This window comes from Actinophytocola sp. NPDC049390 (assembly GCF_044466355.1).
In the GTDB taxonomy this organism is placed as follows: Bacteria; Actinomycetota; Actinomycetes; order Mycobacteriales; family Pseudonocardiaceae; genus Actinophytocola.
In genome coordinates this window covers 137,413-157,415 of record NZ_JBITMQ010000012.1, presented here as the reverse complement: position 1 = coordinate 157,415, position 20,003 = coordinate 137,413, and the positions used below count along the sequence as shown (strand labels likewise).

Annotated in this window: 14 protein-coding genes and 1 riboswitch; of the genes, 10 read left to right on the top strand and 4 right to left on the bottom strand. The window is 70.7% G+C overall.

The window, feature by feature from the left end; translation table 11 throughout:
* Positions 1 to 46: 46 nt before the first annotated feature.
* From ACIBVP_RS30460 to ACIBVP_RS30440, 5 genes are all read left to right on the top strand, one after another.
* Entirely contained in the window at positions 47 to 3,580 is a 3,534-nt protein-coding gene (locus ACIBVP_RS30460) for a GH116 family glycosyl hydrolase (RefSeq protein WP_396109815.1), read from the top strand.
* 8 nt (positions 3,581 to 3,588) lie between these two features.
* A complete protein-coding gene (locus ACIBVP_RS30455) occupies positions 3,589 to 4,662 on the top strand; it encodes a GTP-binding protein (RefSeq protein ID WP_396109814.1) in 1,074 nt (357 codons plus the stop codon).
* 437 nt (positions 4,663 to 5,099) lie between these two features.
* A riboswitch (cobalamin riboswitch) is annotated at positions 5,100 to 5,298 on the top strand.
* 98 nt (positions 5,299 to 5,396) lie between these two features.
* Positions 5,397 to 7,724: a ribonucleoside-diphosphate reductase subunit alpha gene (locus tag ACIBVP_RS30450; RefSeq protein WP_396109813.1), complete on the top strand. Its 2,328-nt coding sequence runs from the start codon at positions 5,397 to 5,399 to the stop codon at positions 7,722 to 7,724.
* The gene (locus tag ACIBVP_RS30445; protein WP_396109812.1) at positions 7,721 to 8,749 is read left to right on the top strand and encodes a ribonucleotide-diphosphate reductase subunit beta; all 1,029 of its coding nucleotides are present in this window, start codon (positions 7,721 to 7,723) and stop codon (positions 8,747 to 8,749) included. Before ACIBVP_RS30450 ends, ACIBVP_RS30445 begins: the two co-directional genes overlap by 4 nt.
* Before the next feature lie 78 nt (positions 8,750 to 8,827).
* Positions 8,828 to 10,255 carry an amidohydrolase gene (locus ACIBVP_RS30440; protein WP_396109811.1) on the top strand — a complete coding sequence of 476 codons (1,428 nt, stop codon included), beginning with the start codon at positions 8,828 to 8,830 and terminating at the stop codon, positions 10,253 to 10,255.
* Here the strand turns inward: ACIBVP_RS30440 and ACIBVP_RS30435 are convergent.
* The gene (locus ACIBVP_RS30435) at positions 10,181 to 11,377 is read right to left on the bottom strand and encodes an MFS transporter (RefSeq protein ID WP_396109810.1); all 1,197 of its coding nucleotides are present in this window, start codon (positions 11,375 to 11,377) and stop codon (positions 10,181 to 10,183) included. The two genes, ACIBVP_RS30440 and ACIBVP_RS30435, sit on opposite strands and share 75 nt — an antisense overlap.
* Before the next feature lie 84 nt (positions 11,378 to 11,461).
* On the opposite strand from ACIBVP_RS30435, the gene ACIBVP_RS30430 reads away from it, so the two are divergent.
* Entirely contained in the window at positions 11,462 to 11,773 is a 312-nt protein-coding gene (locus ACIBVP_RS30430) for an ArsR/SmtB family transcription factor (protein ID WP_396109809.1), read from the top strand.
* A gap of 28 nt (positions 11,774 to 11,801) precedes the next feature.
* Here ACIBVP_RS30430 and ACIBVP_RS30425 read toward each other — a convergent pair whose 3' ends face one another.
* Positions 11,802 to 12,380 carry a DUF1453 domain-containing protein gene (locus ACIBVP_RS30425; RefSeq protein ID WP_396109808.1) on the bottom strand — a complete coding sequence of 193 codons (579 nt, stop codon included), beginning with the start codon at positions 12,378 to 12,380 and terminating at the stop codon, positions 11,802 to 11,804.
* A 62-nt stretch (positions 12,381 to 12,442) separates the two neighbouring features.
* On the opposite strand from ACIBVP_RS30425, the gene ACIBVP_RS30420 reads away from it, so the two are divergent.
* Positions 12,443 to 13,057: a TetR/AcrR family transcriptional regulator gene (locus ACIBVP_RS30420; RefSeq protein WP_396109807.1), complete on the top strand. Its 615-nt coding sequence runs from the start codon at positions 12,443 to 12,445 to the stop codon at positions 13,055 to 13,057.
* A gap of 639 nt (positions 13,058 to 13,696) precedes the next feature.
* Here the strand turns inward: ACIBVP_RS30420 and ACIBVP_RS30415 are convergent.
* Complete coding sequence (locus ACIBVP_RS30415; RefSeq protein WP_396110011.1) at positions 13,697 to 15,079, bottom strand: MFS transporter; 1,383 nt, start codon at positions 15,077 to 15,079, stop codon at positions 13,697 to 13,699.
* A gap of 95 nt (positions 15,080 to 15,174) precedes the next feature.
* On the opposite strand from ACIBVP_RS30415, the gene ACIBVP_RS30410 reads away from it, so the two are divergent.
* Positions 15,175 to 15,627 (top strand): MarR family winged helix-turn-helix transcriptional regulator, encoded by a 453-nt coding sequence (locus ACIBVP_RS30410; protein ID WP_396109806.1) that lies wholly within the window; start codon positions 15,175 to 15,177, stop codon positions 15,625 to 15,627.
* On the opposite strand, the gene ACIBVP_RS30405 is transcribed toward ACIBVP_RS30410, so the two are convergent.
* Positions 15,624 to 16,085, bottom strand: coding sequence for a hemerythrin domain-containing protein (locus tag ACIBVP_RS30405; protein WP_396109805.1), 462 nt, complete (start codon positions 16,083 to 16,085; stop codon positions 15,624 to 15,626). The two genes, ACIBVP_RS30410 and ACIBVP_RS30405, sit on opposite strands and share 4 nt — an antisense overlap.
* A gap of 52 nt (positions 16,086 to 16,137) precedes the next feature.
* Between ACIBVP_RS30405 and ACIBVP_RS30400 the strand changes: the two genes are divergently transcribed.
* On the top strand, positions 16,138 to 17,496 hold the full coding sequence (locus ACIBVP_RS30400) for a 3' terminal RNA ribose 2'-O-methyltransferase Hen1 (protein WP_396109804.1): 1,359 nt from the start codon (positions 16,138 to 16,140) through the stop codon (positions 17,494 to 17,496).
* On the top strand, positions 17,493 to 19,985 hold the full coding sequence (locus ACIBVP_RS30395; RefSeq protein ID WP_396109803.1) for a polynucleotide kinase-phosphatase: 2,493 nt from the start codon (positions 17,493 to 17,495) through the stop codon (positions 19,983 to 19,985). The genes ACIBVP_RS30400 and ACIBVP_RS30395 overlap by 4 nt, the downstream gene beginning before the upstream one ends.
* The last annotated feature ends 18 nt before the right edge of the window (positions 19,986 to 20,003 follow it).

Genomic DNA, 20,003 nt, shown 5'->3' with positions numbered 1-20,003 from the left:
GGCGATGCGCATAAGCTGCCGGGTAATCGATTACCGGAGGCGTTCGATGACGACTGCATCCGAGTGCTGCGCAGACGGCGGCTGCTGCGAGGAACCCGCGGGCCACTCCCGGCGCACCTTCCTCGCCATGGGCATGGCGGGCGTCGGCATGCTGGCCGCCCCCGCCGCCGCTGCCGCCGAACTGGGCCTCGATCCCGACGGCCTCATCGCCGTCCCCGCCGACAAGGACCTCGATCCCGCCGCCCTCACCCGCCGCGGCAGACCCACCGAGTACACCGGCCCCGCGCTCCAGCGCATCGGCATGCCCGTCGGCGGCGGCTGCAGCGGCCAGGTCTACCTCGCGGGCGACGGCAAGCTGTGGGCGTGGGACATCCTCAACCCCTCGACCTTCCCGCTCGGCGGCGCCACCCCCGGCGGCCCGCACTACGCGCGACCGCTCACCGCCACGTCCCCGTTCGCGCAGGGATTCTCCTTACACGTCAACGGGACGACGCGCACGCTCGACGCCGACGGCTTCGCCGACGTCCGCTTCGTCGGCCAGTACCCCATCGGCACGGTCACCTACCGCGACCCCGACTGCCCGGTCGTCGTCACCGCGGAAGCGTTCTCCCCCTTCATCCCGCTCGACACCGCCGACTCGACGATCCCCGCCACCACCGTCGGTTTCACCGTCCGCAACACGAGCAGCCGCGCGGTCGACGTCGAGTTCGTCGGCGCGTCCGAGAACCCCGTCTGCCTCACCGCCCGCGGCCAACAGCCCACCGAACTGCTCGCGGCCCCGTTCCCCGGCGGCGTCCAGTTCGCCGCCCGCGCGGGCGAGGAACCCGACAGCACCGACATCGTGTTCGAGGACTGGGAGTCCGGCGGTTTCGACGGCTGGACCGTCGAGGGCGACGCGTTCACCATCGCCACCCAGGCCGAACTGCCCGCGTACATGCGCCGCTTCGGCGACCTCCTCGTGCACGGCACCACGTTCGTGACCTCGCACAACTTCCGCCTGGCCGGCGACCCCGACGGCCGTCGGGGAGCGCTCTCCAGCCGCGAGTTCACCGTCGAACGCAGCCACGTCGCGGTCTCGCTCGGCGGCGGCAACCGGCCGGGCGAGACCGGCGTCGAGGTCGTGGTCGGCGACCAGGTCGTGGCGAGCGCGACCGGCCGCGACAGCGAGCCGATGGTCGCGGTCATGCTCGATGTCAGCGCTCACCGGGGAAAGATGGCACGCATCCGGATCGTCGATCGCGCGACCGGACCGTGGGCGCACGTCAACTGCGACGCGATCGTGTTCACCGACCGCCCGGACGTCGTCTTCGAGACCTGGGACTCCTTCGACGGCTGGACCGTCGAAGGCGACGCGTTCGGCGCCGGACCGGTCACGCCCGCCGACTGCCCGCCGGACTTCCGCCGCCCGTTCGGCGAGGTCAACGACCTGAACGCGGTCGACGGCCGGTTCGCGACGTCGTACAACTTCCGCGCCTCCGGCGACCCGGACGCCTACCAGGGCCGCCTCGTCAGCCGACCGTTCCAGGTGGACAGACGGTACGTGACGGCCTGGGTCGGTGGCGGCGCGCACCTCGGCCGTACGTGCGTGAACGTCGTGGTGGACGGCGAAACCGTCGCGAGTCTCACCGGCCGCGAGATCGAACCGCTGACCGCCATGTCGGTCGACGTCAGCCGCTGGCACGGACGGACCGCCCACATCGAGGTCGTCGACTCGATCGCCGCGGGTTGGGGGCACGTCAACGTCGGCCGGATCGTGTTCAGCGACCGGCCGGTCCGGTCGATCCCGATCGAGCGGCTTCCCGAGTTCGGCACGTTCGTCATCGCCGCGGCCGACGACCAGGCGCGCGTGTCGACCGACGGCGGCGCCGCCGCGACCATCACCGTGCCGTTGACCGTCCGGCCAGGACAGTCGCGGTCGGCGCGGTTCGTGCTGGCATGGCACTTTCCCACCCCGCAACCAACCGCGTTCGGCTGGCTGCGTGACGGACCCCGGCTGCGCCACCACTACGCGACACGGTTCCGCGACGCCCGCGCCGTCGCCGACCACACGCTGGCGCACCTCCCCCGGCTCGACGCGCAGACCCGTGAGTGGGTGCGCACCTGGTACACGGATTCCTCGCTGCCCCACTGGTTTCTGGAACGCACGCTCGCTCCGGCGTCCACATTGGCCACCAGCACGTGCTTCCGCTTCGACAACGGCCGCTTCTACGCCTGGGAGGGCATCTACTGCTGCGCGGGCACCTGCGGTCACGTGTGGAACTACGCCCAGACCGTCGCCCGTCTGTTCCCCGACCTCGAACGCGACACCCGCGAGCGCGTCGACCTGGGCATCGCACTGCGCCCCAACGGTGAGATCGGCAACCGCGGCGAAGCGGGCGAGGGCTGGTTCGCCGACGGCCAGTGCGGCACCGTCCTGCGTGTCTACCGCGAACACCAGATGTCGCCGGACACCGCTTTCCTGCGCCGCGTCTGGCCGTCCGTCCAGAAGGCCCTGGAGTGGGTGATCACGCAGGACGGCGACGCCGACGGCATCCTCGAGGGCGGCCAGTGGAACACGCTCGACGCACAGTGGTGGGGTGAGATCCCCTGGATCAGCGGCCTGTACGTGGCTGCCCTGCACGCGGGTGCCGCCATGGCGCAGGAGATGGGCGACCCGGAGTCGGCGGCCCGGTACACACGGCTCGCCCACCGCGGCTCCTCGTATCTGGAGAGCGCTCTCTGGAGCGACGAGTACGGGTACTTCTTCCAGCGCGTCGACCCCGCGCACCCGACCGCGCCGAACTCCAACCGCGGCTGCCACATCGACCAGCTCTACGCGCAGACCTACGCCGACCAGCTCGGACTGCCTCGCGTGTTCCCCGCCGACAAGGCCAGGACCGCGTTGGAGAGCGTTTTCCGAAACAACTTCGTACCGGACGCGGCGTCGTACCGGCCGCCGGGCATCCCGGACCCGCGCGTGTACGCGATGCCGGGCGAGGCGGGCACGCTGATGTGCACGTGGCCGCACGGCGGGTCGACCGAAGCGGGCGCGGGTGGGGTCGTCGGGTACTTCAACGAGGTGTGGACCGGGCAGGAGTACCAGTTCGCGGCCGGCCTGGTGAGCGCGGGCATGGTGGCGGAGGGCCTGGCCGTGACGCGGGCGGTGCACGACCGGCACCACGCCGCGAAACGCAACCCGTACAACGAGATCGAGTGCAGCGACCACTACGCGCGGGCGATGATGAGCCACGGCGTGTACCTCGCGGTCTGCGGCTACGAGTACCACGGCCCACGGGGTCACCTCGGGTTCGCGCCGAAGATCAAGCCGGACGACTTCCGCGCGGCGTTCACAGCGGCCGAAGGGTGGGGCCTGTACCGGCAGAAGCGGCACGGCGGCAGGCAGACCTGTGAGATCGAGGTGCGGTACGGCAAGGTCCGCCTGTCGACGCTGGCGTTCGAGGTGGACGGCCGGGTCCGCACCGTGACCGTGCGGGGAGAGCGCTCTCCGTTCCAGCAGACGGGCTCCCGGGTGCTGGTCACGCTGCCGACCGCGACGACCGTGCGAGCCGGCGCCGCCCTCACCGTCGACCTTGTGGGGTAATCGATTACATGGCCATCTTCGTCCCGGTGAGCGGTTTCCTGGGTGCCGGGAAGACCACGACCCTCCTGGCGGCCGCACGGGAGCTGCGTGCCCGCGGCCACCGGCCCGCGATCGTCACCAACGACCAGGGGTGCGACCTGGTGGACACGCGACTGGCGCGAACCCTGACGGACGCGGTGGGCGAGGTGCTCGACGGGTGTTTCTGTTGCCGTTTCGGCGATCTCGCCGAGGTGACGACGACGCTCGTCGAGGCGGGCGCGGACGTCGTGCTGGCCGAGGCGGTGGGCAGCTGCACCGACCTGCGCGCGACCGTGGTGCGCCCGCTGCGGGCCTACCACGGCGACACGCTGACGGTGGCGCCACTGACGACGGTCGTGGATCCCGTGCGGTACCGGGCTTTCGCGCGGGCGTGGGCCGCCGGCCTCGACGACGACGCGGCCTACCTGTACGCACACCAACTGGCGGAGGCCGACGTCCTGGCGCTGAACAAGGTGGACCTGGTGGGCGCGGACGTCCCGGCACTGGTGTCGGACCTGACCCGGCGCAACCCGTCGGCGCTGGTGATCCCGTACTCGGCGCGATCGGGTTCGGTAACCGCTCTCCTGGACCGCTGGCTGGCGGGTGGCGCCGAGGACCGCCCGGACGAGGAGTTGGACTACGACCGGTACGCGGCCGCCGAGGCGGCGCTGGCGTGGCTCAACCAGGAGGTCGCGGTGACCGGTCCGCTCGCCCCGGGCCGGTGGGCGCGGGTGGCGCTCGCGTCCCTGTCCCGCGCGGCGGCGGGCACGTTGGTGGGCCACGCGAAAGTCAGCGTCGAGACCGAGGCGGGCATGGCGAAGGGCAGCGTGACGTCGGGAGGCGCGGCCCCGACCCTCGACCTACCGGGTCCGCCGACGGCGGCGAACGCGCGGGCGGTGTTCAACCTGCGGGTGGCGTGGCCACCAGCGACGCTGGACGCGGCGTGCGCGGAGGCGGTCCGGGCAGCGGACGCAGCCTGCGGCACGACGAGCACGACGGTCGGCGCGCCCGCGGCGTTCCAGCCGTCGTACCCGAAGCCGGTGCACCGGCTCACGCGAGACTGACGGATCGGCACGGTGTCCCACGCCGGAGCGAGTGACGCTCGAAAACCCGAGCCCCAGGACAGTTGCGCAGGCATCCCCCACCCGAACCCGGGGGGCCACCCCGACGCCAATTCTACCGGCGGACACCGACAACACGGCCGCTGACGATCTTGCCTGTGGACAACTCGCCGATCGCAGGCAGTTGCTCAAGTAGTGCCCGCGGGTACGCGGCACATGACCGGACGTCCGGCACCCGGCAAAACCGCCGAACCGCGAAAACGCCGCCATCGCAGGCCCCACCCGATCCCGGGGGCCACCCGCCTTGCCAGCCTACCAGCGGGGGGCGACAGACCCGGGGTTGTCGATCTTGGCTGTGGACAACCCGGCGAGCTGTGGACAACCACGAAACACGACACGCCGACACAACATATGGGTGCTGTTCTCGATCAAGACCCTATGTATAGTGATCGCGAGCTGGTTCGGCCATCGCGCCATGGTGGTCGTCGCAAGAGGGAACCCGGTGGGAGTCCGGGACTGCCCCGCAGCGGTGAACGGGAACGAACGCCGTCACGAAGCACTGGACGTGAGTCCGGGAAGCGACGGTCAGTAGGCGTCTGCCCGTAAGTCCGAAGACCTGCCCGCTCCCCCGGCCACACCCGTGGCCGGGTGCAGTCCGCTTGCCCCGAGGGAGGGCGTGCGGGGACAACCCCCAACGGTCGGGGTTCTCTCGCGCGCCCGAAAAGCGAGGAGAACACGTGACCGCCATCCAGGACACCATGCGTGTCCGGAAACGCAGTGGGGAAACCGAACCGGTCGACGTCGACAAGATCGTCCGCGCGGTCGCGCGCTGTGCCACCGGACTCCCGGCGGTGGCGCCGCAACGCGTAGCCACGAAGACGATCAACGGGCTCTACGACGGCGCCACCACGGAAGAACTCGACCGACTGTCCATCCAGACCGCCGCCGAGCTGGTCGCCGAGGAGCCCGAGTACTCCAAGCTCGCGGCGCGCCTGCTCGCCACCTACGTCGACAAGGAGGTCCGCGGCCACGGCATCCACTCGTTCAGCCAGTCGATCAGCGTCGCCCACTCCCACGGCCTGATCGGCGACGACACCGCCAGGTTCGTCGCCACGCACGCGCGCAAGCTCGACGACGCCATCGACCACGACGCCGACCGGCGGTTCGAGTACTTCGGGCTGCGCACCGTCCACGACCGCTACCTGCTGCGCCACCCCAACAGCCGCACCGTGCTCGAACGGCCGCAGTACTGGCTCCTTCGCGTCGCGTGTGGACTGTCGCACACGCCGGCCGAGGCGATCCGGTTCTACCGGCTCATGTCGAGCCTGTCGTACCTGCCCGGCTCGCCGACGCTGTTCAACTCCGGCACCCGGCACACACAGATGTCCTCCTGCTACCTGCTGGACTCGCCGCGCGACGAGCTCGAGTCGATCTACGAGCGGTACGCGCAGGTCGCCCGGCTGTCGAAGTTCGCGGGCGGCATCGGCATCCAGTGGTCACGCGTCCGCTCGCGTGGCGCGCTGATCCGCGGCACCAACGGCCACTCCAACGGCATCGTCCCCTGGCTGCGCACGCTCGACTCGTCCGTCGCCGCGGTCAACCAGGGCGGCCGTCGCAAGGGCGCGGCCTGCGTCTACCTCGAGACGTGGCACCCGGACATCGAGGAGTTCCTGGAGCTGCGGGACAACACCGGCGAGGACGCGCGCCGCACGCACAACCTCAACCTCGCCAACTGGATCCCGGACGAGTTCATGCGCCGGGTCGAGACCGACGCCGAGTGGTCGCTGTTCGACCCGGACGAGCTGCCCGAGCTGCCGGACCTGTGGGGCGAGGCGTTCGACGAGGCGTACCGCGCCGCCGAGCAGGCGGGCCGGGCCGTCCGCACGGTCAGGGCGCGCGACCTGTACGCGAAGATGATGCGCACGCTCGCCCAGACCGGCAACGGCTGGATGACGTTCAAGGACACCGCGAACCGCACCTGCAACCAGACCGCCGAGCCCGGCAACGTCGTGCACCTGTCCAACCTGTGCACCGAGATCCTCGAGGTCACGTCCGACGACGAGACCGCGGTGTGCAACCTGGGGTCGGTCAACCTCGGCGCGCACGTGGCGGACGGCGAGATCGACTGGGCGCGGCTGCGGGACACCGTGCGCACCGCGGTCACGTTCCTCGACCGCGTGATCGACATCAACTACTACCCCACCGAGGAAGCCGCGCGCGGCAACCCGCGGTGGCGACCCGTCGGGCTCGGCGTGATGGGTCTGCAGGACGTGTTCTTCGCGCTGCGCCTTCCGTTCGACAGCGACGAGGCGCGCACGCTGTCGACACGGCTCGCCGAGGAGGTCTACCTCACCGCGCTGGAGACGTCCGCCGACCTGGCCGCGTCCGCCGGCGCGCATCCCGCGTACGCGCAGACCCGCGCCGCGCGCGGCGACCTGCAGCCGGATCTGTGGGGCATCACGCCGAAGCAGTCCGACCGGTGGGCCGCACTGCGGGAGAAGGTCGCCGAGCACGGCCTGCGCAACTCACTGCTGGTGGCGATCGCGCCGACCGCCACGATCGCGTCGATCGCGGGCTGTTTCGAGTGCATCGAGCCGCAGGTGTCCAACGTGTTCAAGCGCGAGACGTTGTCCGGCGAGTTCCTGCAGGTCAACTCGTACCTGGTGGCAGAACTGAAAAAGCACGGACTGTGGACGGCGGCCACTCGCGACCAGCTCAAGCGCGACGACGGCTCGGTGCGGGGGCTGGCGGGGCTGCCCGCGGACGCGAAGCGGCTGTTCCGCACCGCGTGGGAACTGCCGCAGCGCGCGCTGATCGACCTCGCCGCCGCACGTGGTCCCTACATCGACCAGAGCCAGTCGCTGAACCTGTTCGTCGCGTCGCCCACCATCGGGAAGCTGTCGTCGATGTACCGGTACGCGTGGGCGAGCGGCCTGAAGACCACGTACTACCTGCGGTCGCGCCCGGCGACCCGCATCCAGCAGGCGACCGTCAGCACCGCGGTCCCCGCGGACGCGGTCGCCTGCTCCCTGGAGAACCCCGAGTCCTGTGAGGCATGCCAGTGACCACGCTCGAGAACACCGCCCGCAAGCAGGTGCTGCTCGACCCCGGCATGGACCTGACGCTGCGTCCGATGCGCTACCCGCTGTTCTACGAACGCTTCCGGGACGCCATCAGGAACACGTGGACGGTCGAGGAGGTCGACCTGCACTCCGACCTCGCCGACCTGACCAAGCTGACCGACGCCGAACGGCACCTGGTCAACCGGCTCGTCGCGTTCTTCGCCACCGGCGACACGATCGTCGCGAACAACCTGGTGCTGAACCTGTACGAGCACGTCAACGCACCCGAGGCGAGGCTCTACCTGTCACGCCAGCTGTTCGAGGAGGCCGTGCACGTCCAGTTCTACCTGACGCTGCTCGACACCTACCTGCCCGACGAGCAGGAACGAGCGGCCGCGTTCGCGGCGGTGGAGAACATCCCGTCCATCCGGGACAAGGCCGAGTTCTGCTTCAGGTGGATCGACTCGATCGAGCACCTGAACCGGCTCGAGACCCGGGCGGACCGGCGGGCGTTCCTGCTGAACCTGATCTGCTTCGCGGCGTGCATCGAGGGACTGTTCTTCTACGGTGCCTTCGCCTACGTGTACTTCCTCCGTTCCCGTGGTCTGCTCAACGGCCTCGCCTCGGGCACCAACTGGGTGTTCCGCGACGAGTCCATGCACATGGCGTTCGCGTTCGACGTCGTCGACACGGTGCGCCGCGAGGAGCCGGACCTGTTCGACGACGAGCTGCACGCGCAGGTGCGGCAGATGCTCCGCGAGGCCGTCGACGCGGAGGCCCAGTTCGCGGAGGACCTGCTCACCGGCGGCGTCGCCGGGCTCACCACGTCCGACATGCGTGAGTACCTGCAGCACGTCGCCGACCGCAGGCTCGCCGCACTCGGTCTCGAACCGGAGTACGGGTCGAGGAACCCGTTCGCCTTCATGGAGCTGCAGGACGTCCAGGAACTGTCGAACTTCTTCGAACGCCGCGTGTCCGCCTACCAGGTGGCGGTGACCGGCACCGTCACCTTCGACGAGGACTTCTGATCCGGTGGGAGCGTCCCCGATCGTGTGGGTTCCACCACACACGTGCGCTCCGGCGCTCAGGTGTTCTTGGATGACCCCATGGCTCTCCTGCTGCGTGATGTGACGGTCGGGTTCACCGGACGGCGCGCCGACGTGCGCGTGGAGGGGCGCCGGGTGGTCGCGGTCGAACCACCCGGTCTGCCCGTCGACGGCGCGCAGGTCGTCGACGGCGCAGGCGGCACCCTGCTGCCCGGCCTGGTCGACGCACACGCACACCTGTTGCAGTGGGCCAGCTCCCGGCAACGCGTCTCCCTCGCCGACGCCACGTCGGCGGCGCACGCGGCGGACCTGATCGCGGCCGCCGGCGCGGCGCCCGGCGAACTGCTGCAGGGCGCGGGCTTCCACGCCGCGCTCTGGCCCGACCGTCCACACAAGACGCTCCTGGACCGCGTGCTCCCGGACCAGCCGGTCGCCCTGTTCAGCAACGACCTGCACACCCTGTGGCTCAGCTCCGCCGCCATGCGCCTGGCGAACGTCGACCACCCGACCGGCGTGTTCATCGAGGACCAGTGCATGGCGCTCACCGCCGCGCTGCCCACGCCCTCGACGGACGTCACCGACCGCTGGGTGCTCGCCGCCACCGAGGCGGCCGCGGCACGCGGCGTCACCACGATCGCCGACTACGAGTACTCCGACACGGTCGCCGACTGGCGGCGTCGAAGCACCCCGGCGACACGGATCCGGTGCGTCATCGCCAAGTTCCTGCTCGACGAGACCATCGAACGCGGTCTGCGGACCGGCGACCAGGTCGGTGACCGGCTCACGGTCGGCCCGCTGAAGATCTTCATGGACGGCTCGCTCAACACCCGCACCGCCTACTGCCACGACCACTACCCGGACGGCGGCCACCACGGCGAGCTTCTCGAACCTCTCGACCAGCTCCTCCCTGTTCTCCGCAAGGCCGTCGACAACGGCATCGGCCTCGCCCTGCATGCGATCGGCGACCGCGCCAACGCCCTCGCGCTCGACGCGTTCGAGCGGCTCGGCGTCGGTGGCCGCATCGAGCACGCCCAGCTCCTCGCCCCGGCCGACGTGCCGAGGTTCGCCGCGCTGGGCGTGGTCGCCGGCGTGCAACCAGCGCACCAGCCCGACGACCGCGACGCCGCCGACCGCCACTGGCCGGGTCGCACCGACCGCGCCTACGCCTTCGGGTCCCTGCACCGTGCGGGCGCCACGCTCGAGTTCGGCTCCGACGCGCCGGTCGCGCCGCTCGACCCGTGGGACGCCATCGCTTCCGCGGTCACCCGCACCGACGACGACCGGCCCGGTTGGCACCCCGAGCAGTGCCTGCCGCTCGAGGTCGCGGTCGCGGCAGGCACGGGCGGACGCGGCACCACCGTGGCGGTGGGCGACCCGGCCGACCTGGTGCTGGCCGGCCGGGACCTCGCCGCCCTACCCCCGGACGAGCTCCGAGACCTCCCGGTCCTGGCCACCGTCGTCGACGGCGCGTGCACGCACCGGGCGTGACACCAGCACCAGCAGCCCCGCCGCGAGCAGCGCGACGATGCCCGCGATCGGCGGCAGCGCGCGGATGCCGACCGTGCTGATCACCACACCGCCGAACACGCCGGACAGCCCCACGCCGAGATAGATCGCGGACGCGTTCAGCGACAGCACCAACCCGCTGTTCGCCGGTGCGAGCCCGATGAGGAAGTTCTGCGCGGGCGGGTTGTACGCCCACGTGAACATGCCCCACAGGAACATCACGACGGCCGCCGAGGGCACGGTGGTCGCGGTGAACGGCAACGTCCCGAGCAGCGCCACCGCGACCCCCAGCGACACGTACAGCGGCGGCATGCTCCCGAACCGGTCGGCCGCACGGCCACCGAGCGAGTTGCCGACGCTCGCCCCGATTCCGTAGCCGAGCAGCAGGAAGCTCACCACGCTGCCGTGCGCACCGGCGGTCTCCGACAGAAACGGCGCCACGTACGTGAACGCCGCCATCGCCGACAGCACACCGAGCACCGTCACCCCGAGCATGCGCCGCACCCGGGGGTCGCGTGCCACCGCGAACCGTTCCCGCAACCCGACCGCGGGCGGGGCCTCGACGGTCGGCACCCCGAGCCGGACCGCGACCGCACCGGCCACCGACACGGCCGCCACGAGCGCGAACACCCCGTGGTAGCCGAGCGGAGCGCTCAGCAGGTTGCCCGCGGGCACCCCGATGACCAGCGCGAACGTGAGCCCACCGAACACCATCGCGACCGCCCGGCCACGCCGTTCCGGCGGGTTCAGCACGGTGGCGACCACGGTCGCCGCCGGCGTGTACACCGCGGCGCCGAGTGCCGCGACGACACGGGTGCCGAGCAGCAGCTCGTAGGTCGGCGCGATCACCGCGAGCGCGTTGCCGACGGCGCTGACCAGCAGCGCGATCACCAGCAGCCGACGCCGTTCCCACCGGCCGGTGAACGCGGCCAGCAGCGGTGACGCGATGGCGTAGGCGATCGCGAACACCGTGCCGAGCTGTCCCGCGGTGGCCACCGAGACGTCCAGTTCGTGACTGACCTCCGGCAACACCCCCGAGACGATGTACCCACTGGTGCCGATGGCGAAGGCGCCGAGCGCGAGCAGGTAAGTACGTGGCGACATGTCTCTCCCCGTGGTCTCCCTAAGTACGATCGACACCGTACTACGACAATCGTCAAACTACGATGCCTCTCGTACTATGGAGTCATGACGGAGACGCCCACGCACCCGGCGCGATCAGACATCCGGATCGAGTCGGTGCTGCACGCGCTCGCCGACCCGGTCCGCCTGCGGATCGTGCGCGAACTCGCCCGCATCGGCTGCGACGGCGTCGCGTGCGGCGCCATCGACCTGCCGGTCACCAAGTCGACCCGCACCCACCACCTGCGGATCCTGCGCGAAGCCGGCGTGATCAACGTCCGCCCGCTGGGCACCTCCCGGATCACCACACTGCGCCGCGACGACCTCGACGCCCTGTTCCCCGGCATGCTCGACGGCATCCTCGCCGCCCCACGCTGACCTCAGGCCGCGACGAACCCCGCGTCGTTCACCGACGCCAGGCGGCGCGGGACATCCACGCGACGCCGTCCCTGAGCCCCGGCTGCCGCTCGAACTGCTGGAAGTCCGCGCGTGAAGCGAACTTCCGCCGGTCATCCCGGCTTTCCGGCGAGAACGGCACCCCGGTCGACATCGCACGCACGCCCACCGCGACTGCCTCCCCCAGCAGTCCGACGCCGATCGACAGCGCCAGCGGACGCGCGTCGGGGTGCGCACCAGCCCGCGCAGCCAGAAAACCCAGGCCACCGTTGACGACCAGCGACACCGTCCACACGAGATACGTCCGCACGGGATAGCGCTGCCACAACGCACCGTCCCTGACCATCAGTCGCACGGTCGCACCACGCCACACCCCGAACGCCAGCCCGGCCAGCGACGTCCCCGCCAGCCAGACGACGTCGACGCCCGTCACGTACGGAACCTTCGCCAGGCCGTAGCCACCCGCGGCGAGCAGCACGACCGGCGTGCCGAACAGGTCCCGGGCGTTCAATGGCTCACCGATCGTGCGACGCACGATCGTGTACCCCACCGCGACGATGACGAGTCCGACCACGACGAGCGTGTGCATTGCCCCTCCTTTTTAGCACGACTGTGCCAAGTAAATTAGCAAGACTGTGCTATAAAGGCAACGTGCCGAAGATCGTGGACCCGGACGAACGCAGGCGACTGGTCGCGGAAGCGATCTTCACCATCGTGGTGCGCGACGGGCTCGCGCACGCCTCGCTGCGCAACATCGCCGAGGAGGCCGGCCTCGCCGTCGGCTCGGTGCGGCACTACTTCACGAACAGCGAGGAGATGATCCAGTTCGCGCTCCGCGCACTGGTCGACCGGATCGGCGCCCGGATCCTCGCCCACGCCGAACTGGCCATCGCCGAGTCCGACCGGGAGAAACGCCGCGCCCGCACGACCGACCTGCTCGGCGAGCTCCTCCCCCTCGACGAGACCCGGTACACGGAAAGCGCCGTCTGGCTGGCCTTCGCCACGCAGGCCCGCACCACCCCGAAGCTGCGCCCGCACGTCCGCGACCTGTACGACGGCACGCGGCGGCTCGTCGGGAAGGTCCTCACCAGGTCGCGTGACCTGGGCGGCCTCGCGGACCACGTGGACATCGAGGTGGAGACCGAACGCCTCACCGCGTTGCTCGACGGGTTGATGACGAACGGTGTCATCCAGCCCGATCGGATGACACCCGATCTCATGCGCACCGTTCTCGATGCTCACCTGGACAGCATCGCGAAGATTTGACGTACTGGTGACATGCCGCAGCAATGGCTCGTCGGTCACCTGCGGGCCATGGCCGCGAAGTACCGCACGCCGACCCCGGAGGAACGTGCCGAGGCCGTCGCCGTCCTGCACGCCGCGCTGACCCGCGACACACCCCGCCAGGACGGTCTCCCCCTGCGGACGTCACCCGCGACCGACGACCACGGCGACCCGTTCACGCTGCTCACCGACACCGCGTACGGGTGGGGCAGCGTCCTGCTGCGCGCATCCTCCGACCTGCTGATCGAGGTCCCGCATCCCGGCTCCGACCGCCTCACCGCGCGCCTCGGCCTCGAACTGTTCCACGCCATCCCGACCGCCACGCTGCTCGTCGCGGGCGCCCACCGCGACCAGGCCGACGTGGCACACCGCACCGACTCGCTGTTCCACGCGTTCGCGCAAGCGCTTGCGCTACCGGAGCTCCAGCTCCACGGCTTCGCCGCCGCGACCGCACCCGGCATCGACGCCGTCGTCTCCTCGGGCGCGGGCGAGCAGGGCGAGCTGCACGGGCAGGTCGAGCAAGCCCTGGTCCAGCGGGGATTCCGGGTCGGTCATCACGAACGGCTCGCGGGGCGCACGAACGCACAGGGCATCGCCGCGGCGGCGGACGGCAGGACGTTCCTACACCTGGAGCTCGCGCCGGTCCTCCGCGACCGGCGCTGCGGTCACGTCGTCGAGGCCGTCTCCGGAGCCGTCGCGGACACGGGGCACCAGCAGCGTGACCAGCACCCCGACCGCGGCCGCACCCGCGGCGATCAGGAACGCGACACGGAAACCGGTGAGCGACGGCACGGTCAGCGACCCCACCGTGACCGTCATGTGCGCCAGCAGTGTCGCCACCACCGCGCTGGACACCGACGTGCCGACGGACCGGGCCAGTGAGTTCAACCCGTTCGCCGACGCGGTCTCCCGCAGGGGCACCGAACCCATGATCAGGCCGGGCATCGCCGCGTACGCGATGCCGACGCCGGAGCTGACGACGATGCCGGCCACCATGATCTCGAACGCGCTGTGCAGCAACAGGGTCGAGAGCAGGTAGCCGATGGCGATGATCGACGTGCCGACGACCAGCGACGTGCGCGGGCCGTGCCTGCGCGTGATCCGCGCCGACACCGGCGACAACGCCATCATCACCAGGCCGCCCGGCGCCATCCACAGGCCGGCGGCGGCCATCGACTGCCCGAGGCCGTAGCCGGTGGCCGCGGGCGCCTGCAGCAGCTGCGGCAGCACCAGCGACATGCTGTACATCGAGAAACCGACCAGCACCGACGCGAGGTTCGTGAACAGGACCGGCCGCCGCGCCGACACCCGCAGGTCGACCAGCGGGTGGCGAACGCGCAACTGGTGGACACCCCAGACGGCGAGCACGACGACCGCCGCGGCGAACAGGCCCAGCGTGGTCGCCGAGCCCCAGCCCCACGTCCCGCCCTTGGTGATCGCCAGCAGCAGGCACACCAGCCCCGCCCCGAGCCCCAGCGCGCCGAGCACGTCGAACCGCCCGGACGCGCGGACGGACGAACCGGGCACGACCGTCCACAACAAGGTCAGGCAGACGGCGGCGAGTGCGGCGGACAGCCAGAACAGCACCCGCCACGACGAGGACTCCGCGACGACCGCGGACAGCGGCAACCCGATCGCGCCGCCGACCCCGAGGGTCGCGCTCATCGTCGCGATGGCGGTACCGACGCGTTCCGCGGGGAGAATGTCCCGCATGATGCTGATGCCCAGCGGGATGACACCCATCGCGCAGCCCTGCAGCCCACGGCCGACGACCATCGGGACGAGCGAGCTCGCGAGCGCGGCGACCACGGACCCGGCGACGAGCACGGCGACGCTGACGAGCAGCACGCGACGCTTGCCGTAGAGGTCGCCGAGGCGCCCGCTGACCGGCATGATCACCGCGGCGGCGAGCAACGTGACGGTGATGACCCAGGACGCGCCGGACGCGTCAGTGCGCAGGATCGCGGGCAGGCTCGGGATCAGCGGGATGACGAGGGTCTGCATGAACGACGCGACGAGACCACAGCTCGCCAGCACAGCGACGACGATCCCAGGGCGCACATGTGTACGGTACACATCCGACCATCGAGGACTGGACGATGCGAGGTAGAGAACACCTCCTTGACGCGATCGAACGCGAGCTGACGCTGGTCAGCCGACACCAACTCGCCACGACGGCCAAGGGTGTGCTCGAACGGTCCGCCTACCTGATGCTGAGCCGCATCGACGCCACCGGCCCGATGACGGCCCGCGAACTGGCGACCGGTCTGCAACTGGAGATCTCCACGGTGACGCGCCAGGTCCACGCGATGCTCCGGGAGCGGCTGGTGGACCGGATACCCGACCCGGACGGCGGCGCGGCGCGGCGGCTGCGCATCACCACGACCGGCGCGACCCGCCTGGCGGCCGACCGCGAGCGCTACCGCACGGGCCTGGGCAAGGTGATCGCGGAGTGGGCGGATGCGGACTGCGCCGACCTCTACCGCCTGCTGCGCGCGTTGAACGAACGCATCGAAACCCTGCAGGGCACACCGTGGCCGCGCACGGACTAACGCCGCCGCGCCAGGGTCACGGCTCGCGCGACCGCCCGCGCCTCCTCGTCCGTCGGACGTAGCCGGTCGAGCGCCGCGACGAGCTTCTTCTCCTCGTAGACCAGGTGCGTTTCCAGCAACGCGGCCAGTGTGTCCAGCTCGCGCTCAGCGGTCTCGACATCCATCGTGGACACCGCTTTCAGCCGATCGAGCACCTCGGCGACCTGGCGATGATCACGACTCAGCTCGGTCAGCACCGGCCCCAGCTCCGGGAAATGCCTTGCGAGCACGGGAAATCCCTCGTCGTCCTCGGCCGAGTGGTGGGCCGTCAGGATCGAGCAGAACGTCAAGCAATGAGTCGCCAGGTCGACTCCCGCGTACGTCCCGTCACGAAGTTCGCCGAGCAGTTCCCTCAAACGTATGTGCGAATCAATGAGCTGGTTACCGAAAGCGGTCAGGCGGTCGTTCATCGCCGCCATCAGATCACAAAAGCGGCGGACGCTGTCGGACCGTTCGTGTTTACTCGATCGCATGTTCCTCAGCGTCACCACGACACACACCCCGGCGACGGACCTCGGGTACCTGCTGCACAAACACCCGGACCGCACGCAGCGGTTCGACGTGTCGACCGGCACCGCCCACGTCTTCTACCCGGAGGTGACGCCGGAACGCACCACCGCGTCGCTGTTACTGGAGATCGACCCGGTCGGCCTGGTCCGCAAGGGCGGCGACACGCTCGGCCAGTACGTGAACGACCGGCCGTACGCGGCGTCGTCGTTACTGGCGGTCGCGTTGGGAAAGGTGTTCGGCACGGCGATGCGCGGCCGCTGCGACGCCCGCCCCGAGCTCGCCGAGACTCGGATTCCCTTGGAGATCCGCCTTCCGGCGTGTCCCGGCGCGCTCGCGGAGCGGTTGTTCGCACCACTGGGCTGGACCGTCGACGCCACGCGCGTGCCGCTCGATCCGGCGTTCCCCGACTGGGGCGACAGCCCGTACGCGGACCTGCGCCTCACCGGCACGCTGCGGCTCGCGGACGCGCTGACCCAGCTGTACGTGCTGCTGCCCGTCCTCGACGACGCCAAGCACTACTGGGTCGCGGCGGACGAGGTGGACAAGTTGTTGCGAGCGGGCAGGAACTGGCTCGCGACACACCCTGACCGCGAGCTGATCACCGCCCGCTACCTCGCGCACAAACGGCGCTTCACCGTCGAAGCGCTCGCACGGCTGACCGAGCTGGACGACCGGCCCGCGGAGGACGCCGAGGAGCAGGAGCAGCCGGAGCGCGAGCCGTCGCTGGCGCAGCTGCGGCGGGAGGCGATCGTGGACGAGCTGCGTTCCCTCGGTGCGCGCCGCGTCGTCGACATGGGATGCGGTGAGGGGCGGCTGTTGCGCGAACTGGTCACGGAGCCGACCCTCACCGAGATCGTCGGTGTCGAGGTCGCCGCGCGCCCGCTGCGCACCGCGGCCCGCCGTGTCGACCGGTTCGCCGAGCGGCAGCGCGAGCGCGTCACCCTGCACCAGGGCTCGGTCACCTACGCCGACGCGCGGATCGAGGGGTTCGACGCGATTGTGCTGTCCGAAGTGGTCGAGCACGTCGACCCACCACGGCTGCCCGCGCTGGCGGCGACCGTCTTCGGATCGGCCAAGCCCCGGCACGTGCTCGTGACGACACCGAACGCCGAGTACAACGTGCGCTGGGAAACGTTGCCGGCAGGCCACTTCCGGCACGCGGACCACCGTTTCGAGTGGACGCGCGCCGAGATGGCCGCGTGGGCGGACGGCGTGTGCGCGGCACACGGCTACGACGTCCGGCTCGTTCCGGTCGGCCCGGTCGACCAGGAAGTCGGCGCGCCGACACAGCTCGCCGTGTTCACGAGGAGGTCGGCATGACTCGCACCATCGCCGTACCCGACCTGAGCCTCGTCGCGCTCGTCGGTGTCACCGGCTCCGGCAAGTCGACCTTCGCGCGCGACCACTTCGCGGCGACGCAGGTGCTGTCGTCGGACGCGTTCCGCGCGATGGTCGCCGACGACGAGAACGACCAGTCGGCGACCCACGACGCGTTCGACGCACTGCACTACGTGGCGGGCAAACGATTGCGGTCCGGGCGGATCACGGTCGTCGACGCCACGCACGTGCAGCGCGACGACCGCGCGAAGCTCGTCGCGCTCGCCCGCGACCACGACGTGCTGCCGGTCGCGATCGTGTTCGACGTACCGCTCGCCGTGCTCCGGGAGCGCAACCGCGGGCACCGCGATCTGCCCGACCACGTGATCCGCCGCCAGCACGAGGCGCTGCGGCGATCCGTGCGGCACCTGGCGAAGGAGGGGTTCCGCAAGGTTCACGTGCTGTCCCCGGACGAGGACGTGGCGATCGAGTACGAGAGGGCGTACAACGACAAGCGTGAGCTGACCGGGCCGTTCGACATCATCGGCGACGTACACGGCTGCCACTCCGAGCTGGTGACCCTGTTGACGCGGCTGGGATACGTGGTCAGCGCGGACGGCGCGTTCCACCCGGAGGGCCGCACCGCGGTGTTCGTCGGCGACCTCGTCGACCGGGGCCCCGACACCCCTGGCGTGCTGCGGTTGGTGATGGGCATGGTCGCGGCGGGTACCGCGCTCTGCGTGTCCGGCAACCACGAGAGCAAGCTCGTGCGCGCCCTCGACGGCCGCGACGTGCGCGTGTCCCACGGGCTGGCGGAGTCCCTGGCACAGCTGTCCGAGGAGACCGAGGAGTTCCGCAAGAACGCGCGGGAGTTCATGTACGGGCTCGTGAGCCACTACCGGCTGGACGGCGGGAAGCTCGTCGTGGCGCACGCCGGGCTCAAGGAGGAGTACCAGGGCCGCTCGTCCGGACGGGTGCGCTCGTTCTGCCTGTACGGCGAGACGACGGGCGAGACCGACGAGTACGGCCTTCCGGTGCGTTACCCGTGGGCGAACGACTATCGCGGCGCGGCCACCGTCGTGTACGGGCACACACCGGTGCCGAAGGCGGAGTGGATCAACAACACCATCTGCCTGGACACCGGCTGCGTGTTCGGCGGCACGCTGACCGCGCTGCGGTGGCCGTCGAAGGAGCTGGTGTCGGTGCCCGCCGAGCGCGTGCACTACGAGCCGGCCAAGCCGCTCGACGCACCCACGCGTGCACCGGACATGTTGCGGATCGACGACGTCCTCGGCACCCGGCACGTCGAGGCGCGTCTGATGGGCAGGCTCAAGGTGCGCGAGGAGAACGCGGCGGGCGCGCTCGAGGTGATGAGCCGGTTCGCGATCGCACCGCAGTGGTTGCCGTACCTGCCACCGACGATGGCGCCGTGCGCGACCTCCACTGTGGACGGAATGCTGGAGCATCCGCTCGAGGCGTTCGACGCCTACCGTGCCGACGGCGTACCCGAGGTCGTGTGCGAGGAGAAGCACATGGGATCACGGGCGGTCGTCGTGCTGTGCCGCGACGCCGCGGTCGGCGAGCGGCGGTTCGGTGCGCTCGACGGCGGAGCCGGTGCGGTCTACACACGAACGGGCCGTGCGTTCTTTCCCGAACCGACAGCGTTCCTGGACCGGTTACGCGCGGCCGCGACCGCGGCCGACCTGTGGTCCACCGTGGACAGCGACTGGGTGATCCTCGACGCGGAGTTGTTGCCGTGGTCGGCGAAGGCGGGCCAGTTGCTGCGACGGCAGTACGCGCCGGTGGGTGCGGCGGCGACGGCGGCGTTGCCGACGGCGGTGTCCGCACTGGAGCAGGCGTCGGCCCGGGGCGCGGACGTGGCGGACCTGTTGGCGCGCCAGCGGTCCCGGCTGTCGAACGCGCGGGCCTACGTCGAGGCGTACGGCCGGTACTGCTGGCCGGTCGACGGGCTGGACGGGGTGTCGCTGGCGCCGTTCACGGTGCTGGCCGCGGAAGGGCACGTGCACGCGACGCAGCCGCGGTCGTGGCACGTGGACGTCCTGGACCGGCTGGTGGCGGCAGATCCTGAGCTGTTACGCCGGACGCGGCGACTGACGGTGGACCTGTCGGACGAGACGTCGGTGGCGGCTGGTGTCGAGTGGTGGACGTCGCTGACGGACGCGGGCGGCGAGGGCATGGTGGTGAAGCCCGCCGACCCGTCCGTGGCCGGGAAGCTGGTGCAGCCGGGCGTGAAGTGCCGGGGCAGGGAGTACTTACGCATCATCTACGGCCCCGACTACACGGAGCCGGAGCACCTGCGGCGCTTGCGGCAGCGGGTGCTGGGCCGGAAGCGGTCGCTGGCGTTGCGTGAGTACGCATTGGGGATCGAGTCGTTGACGAGATTTGTGGAGGAGGAGCCGTTGTGGCGAGTGCATGAGCCCGTGTTCGCGGTGCTGGCACTGGAGTCGGAGCCGGTGGACCCACGCCTGTGATCGCAGCACCGGTCCAGG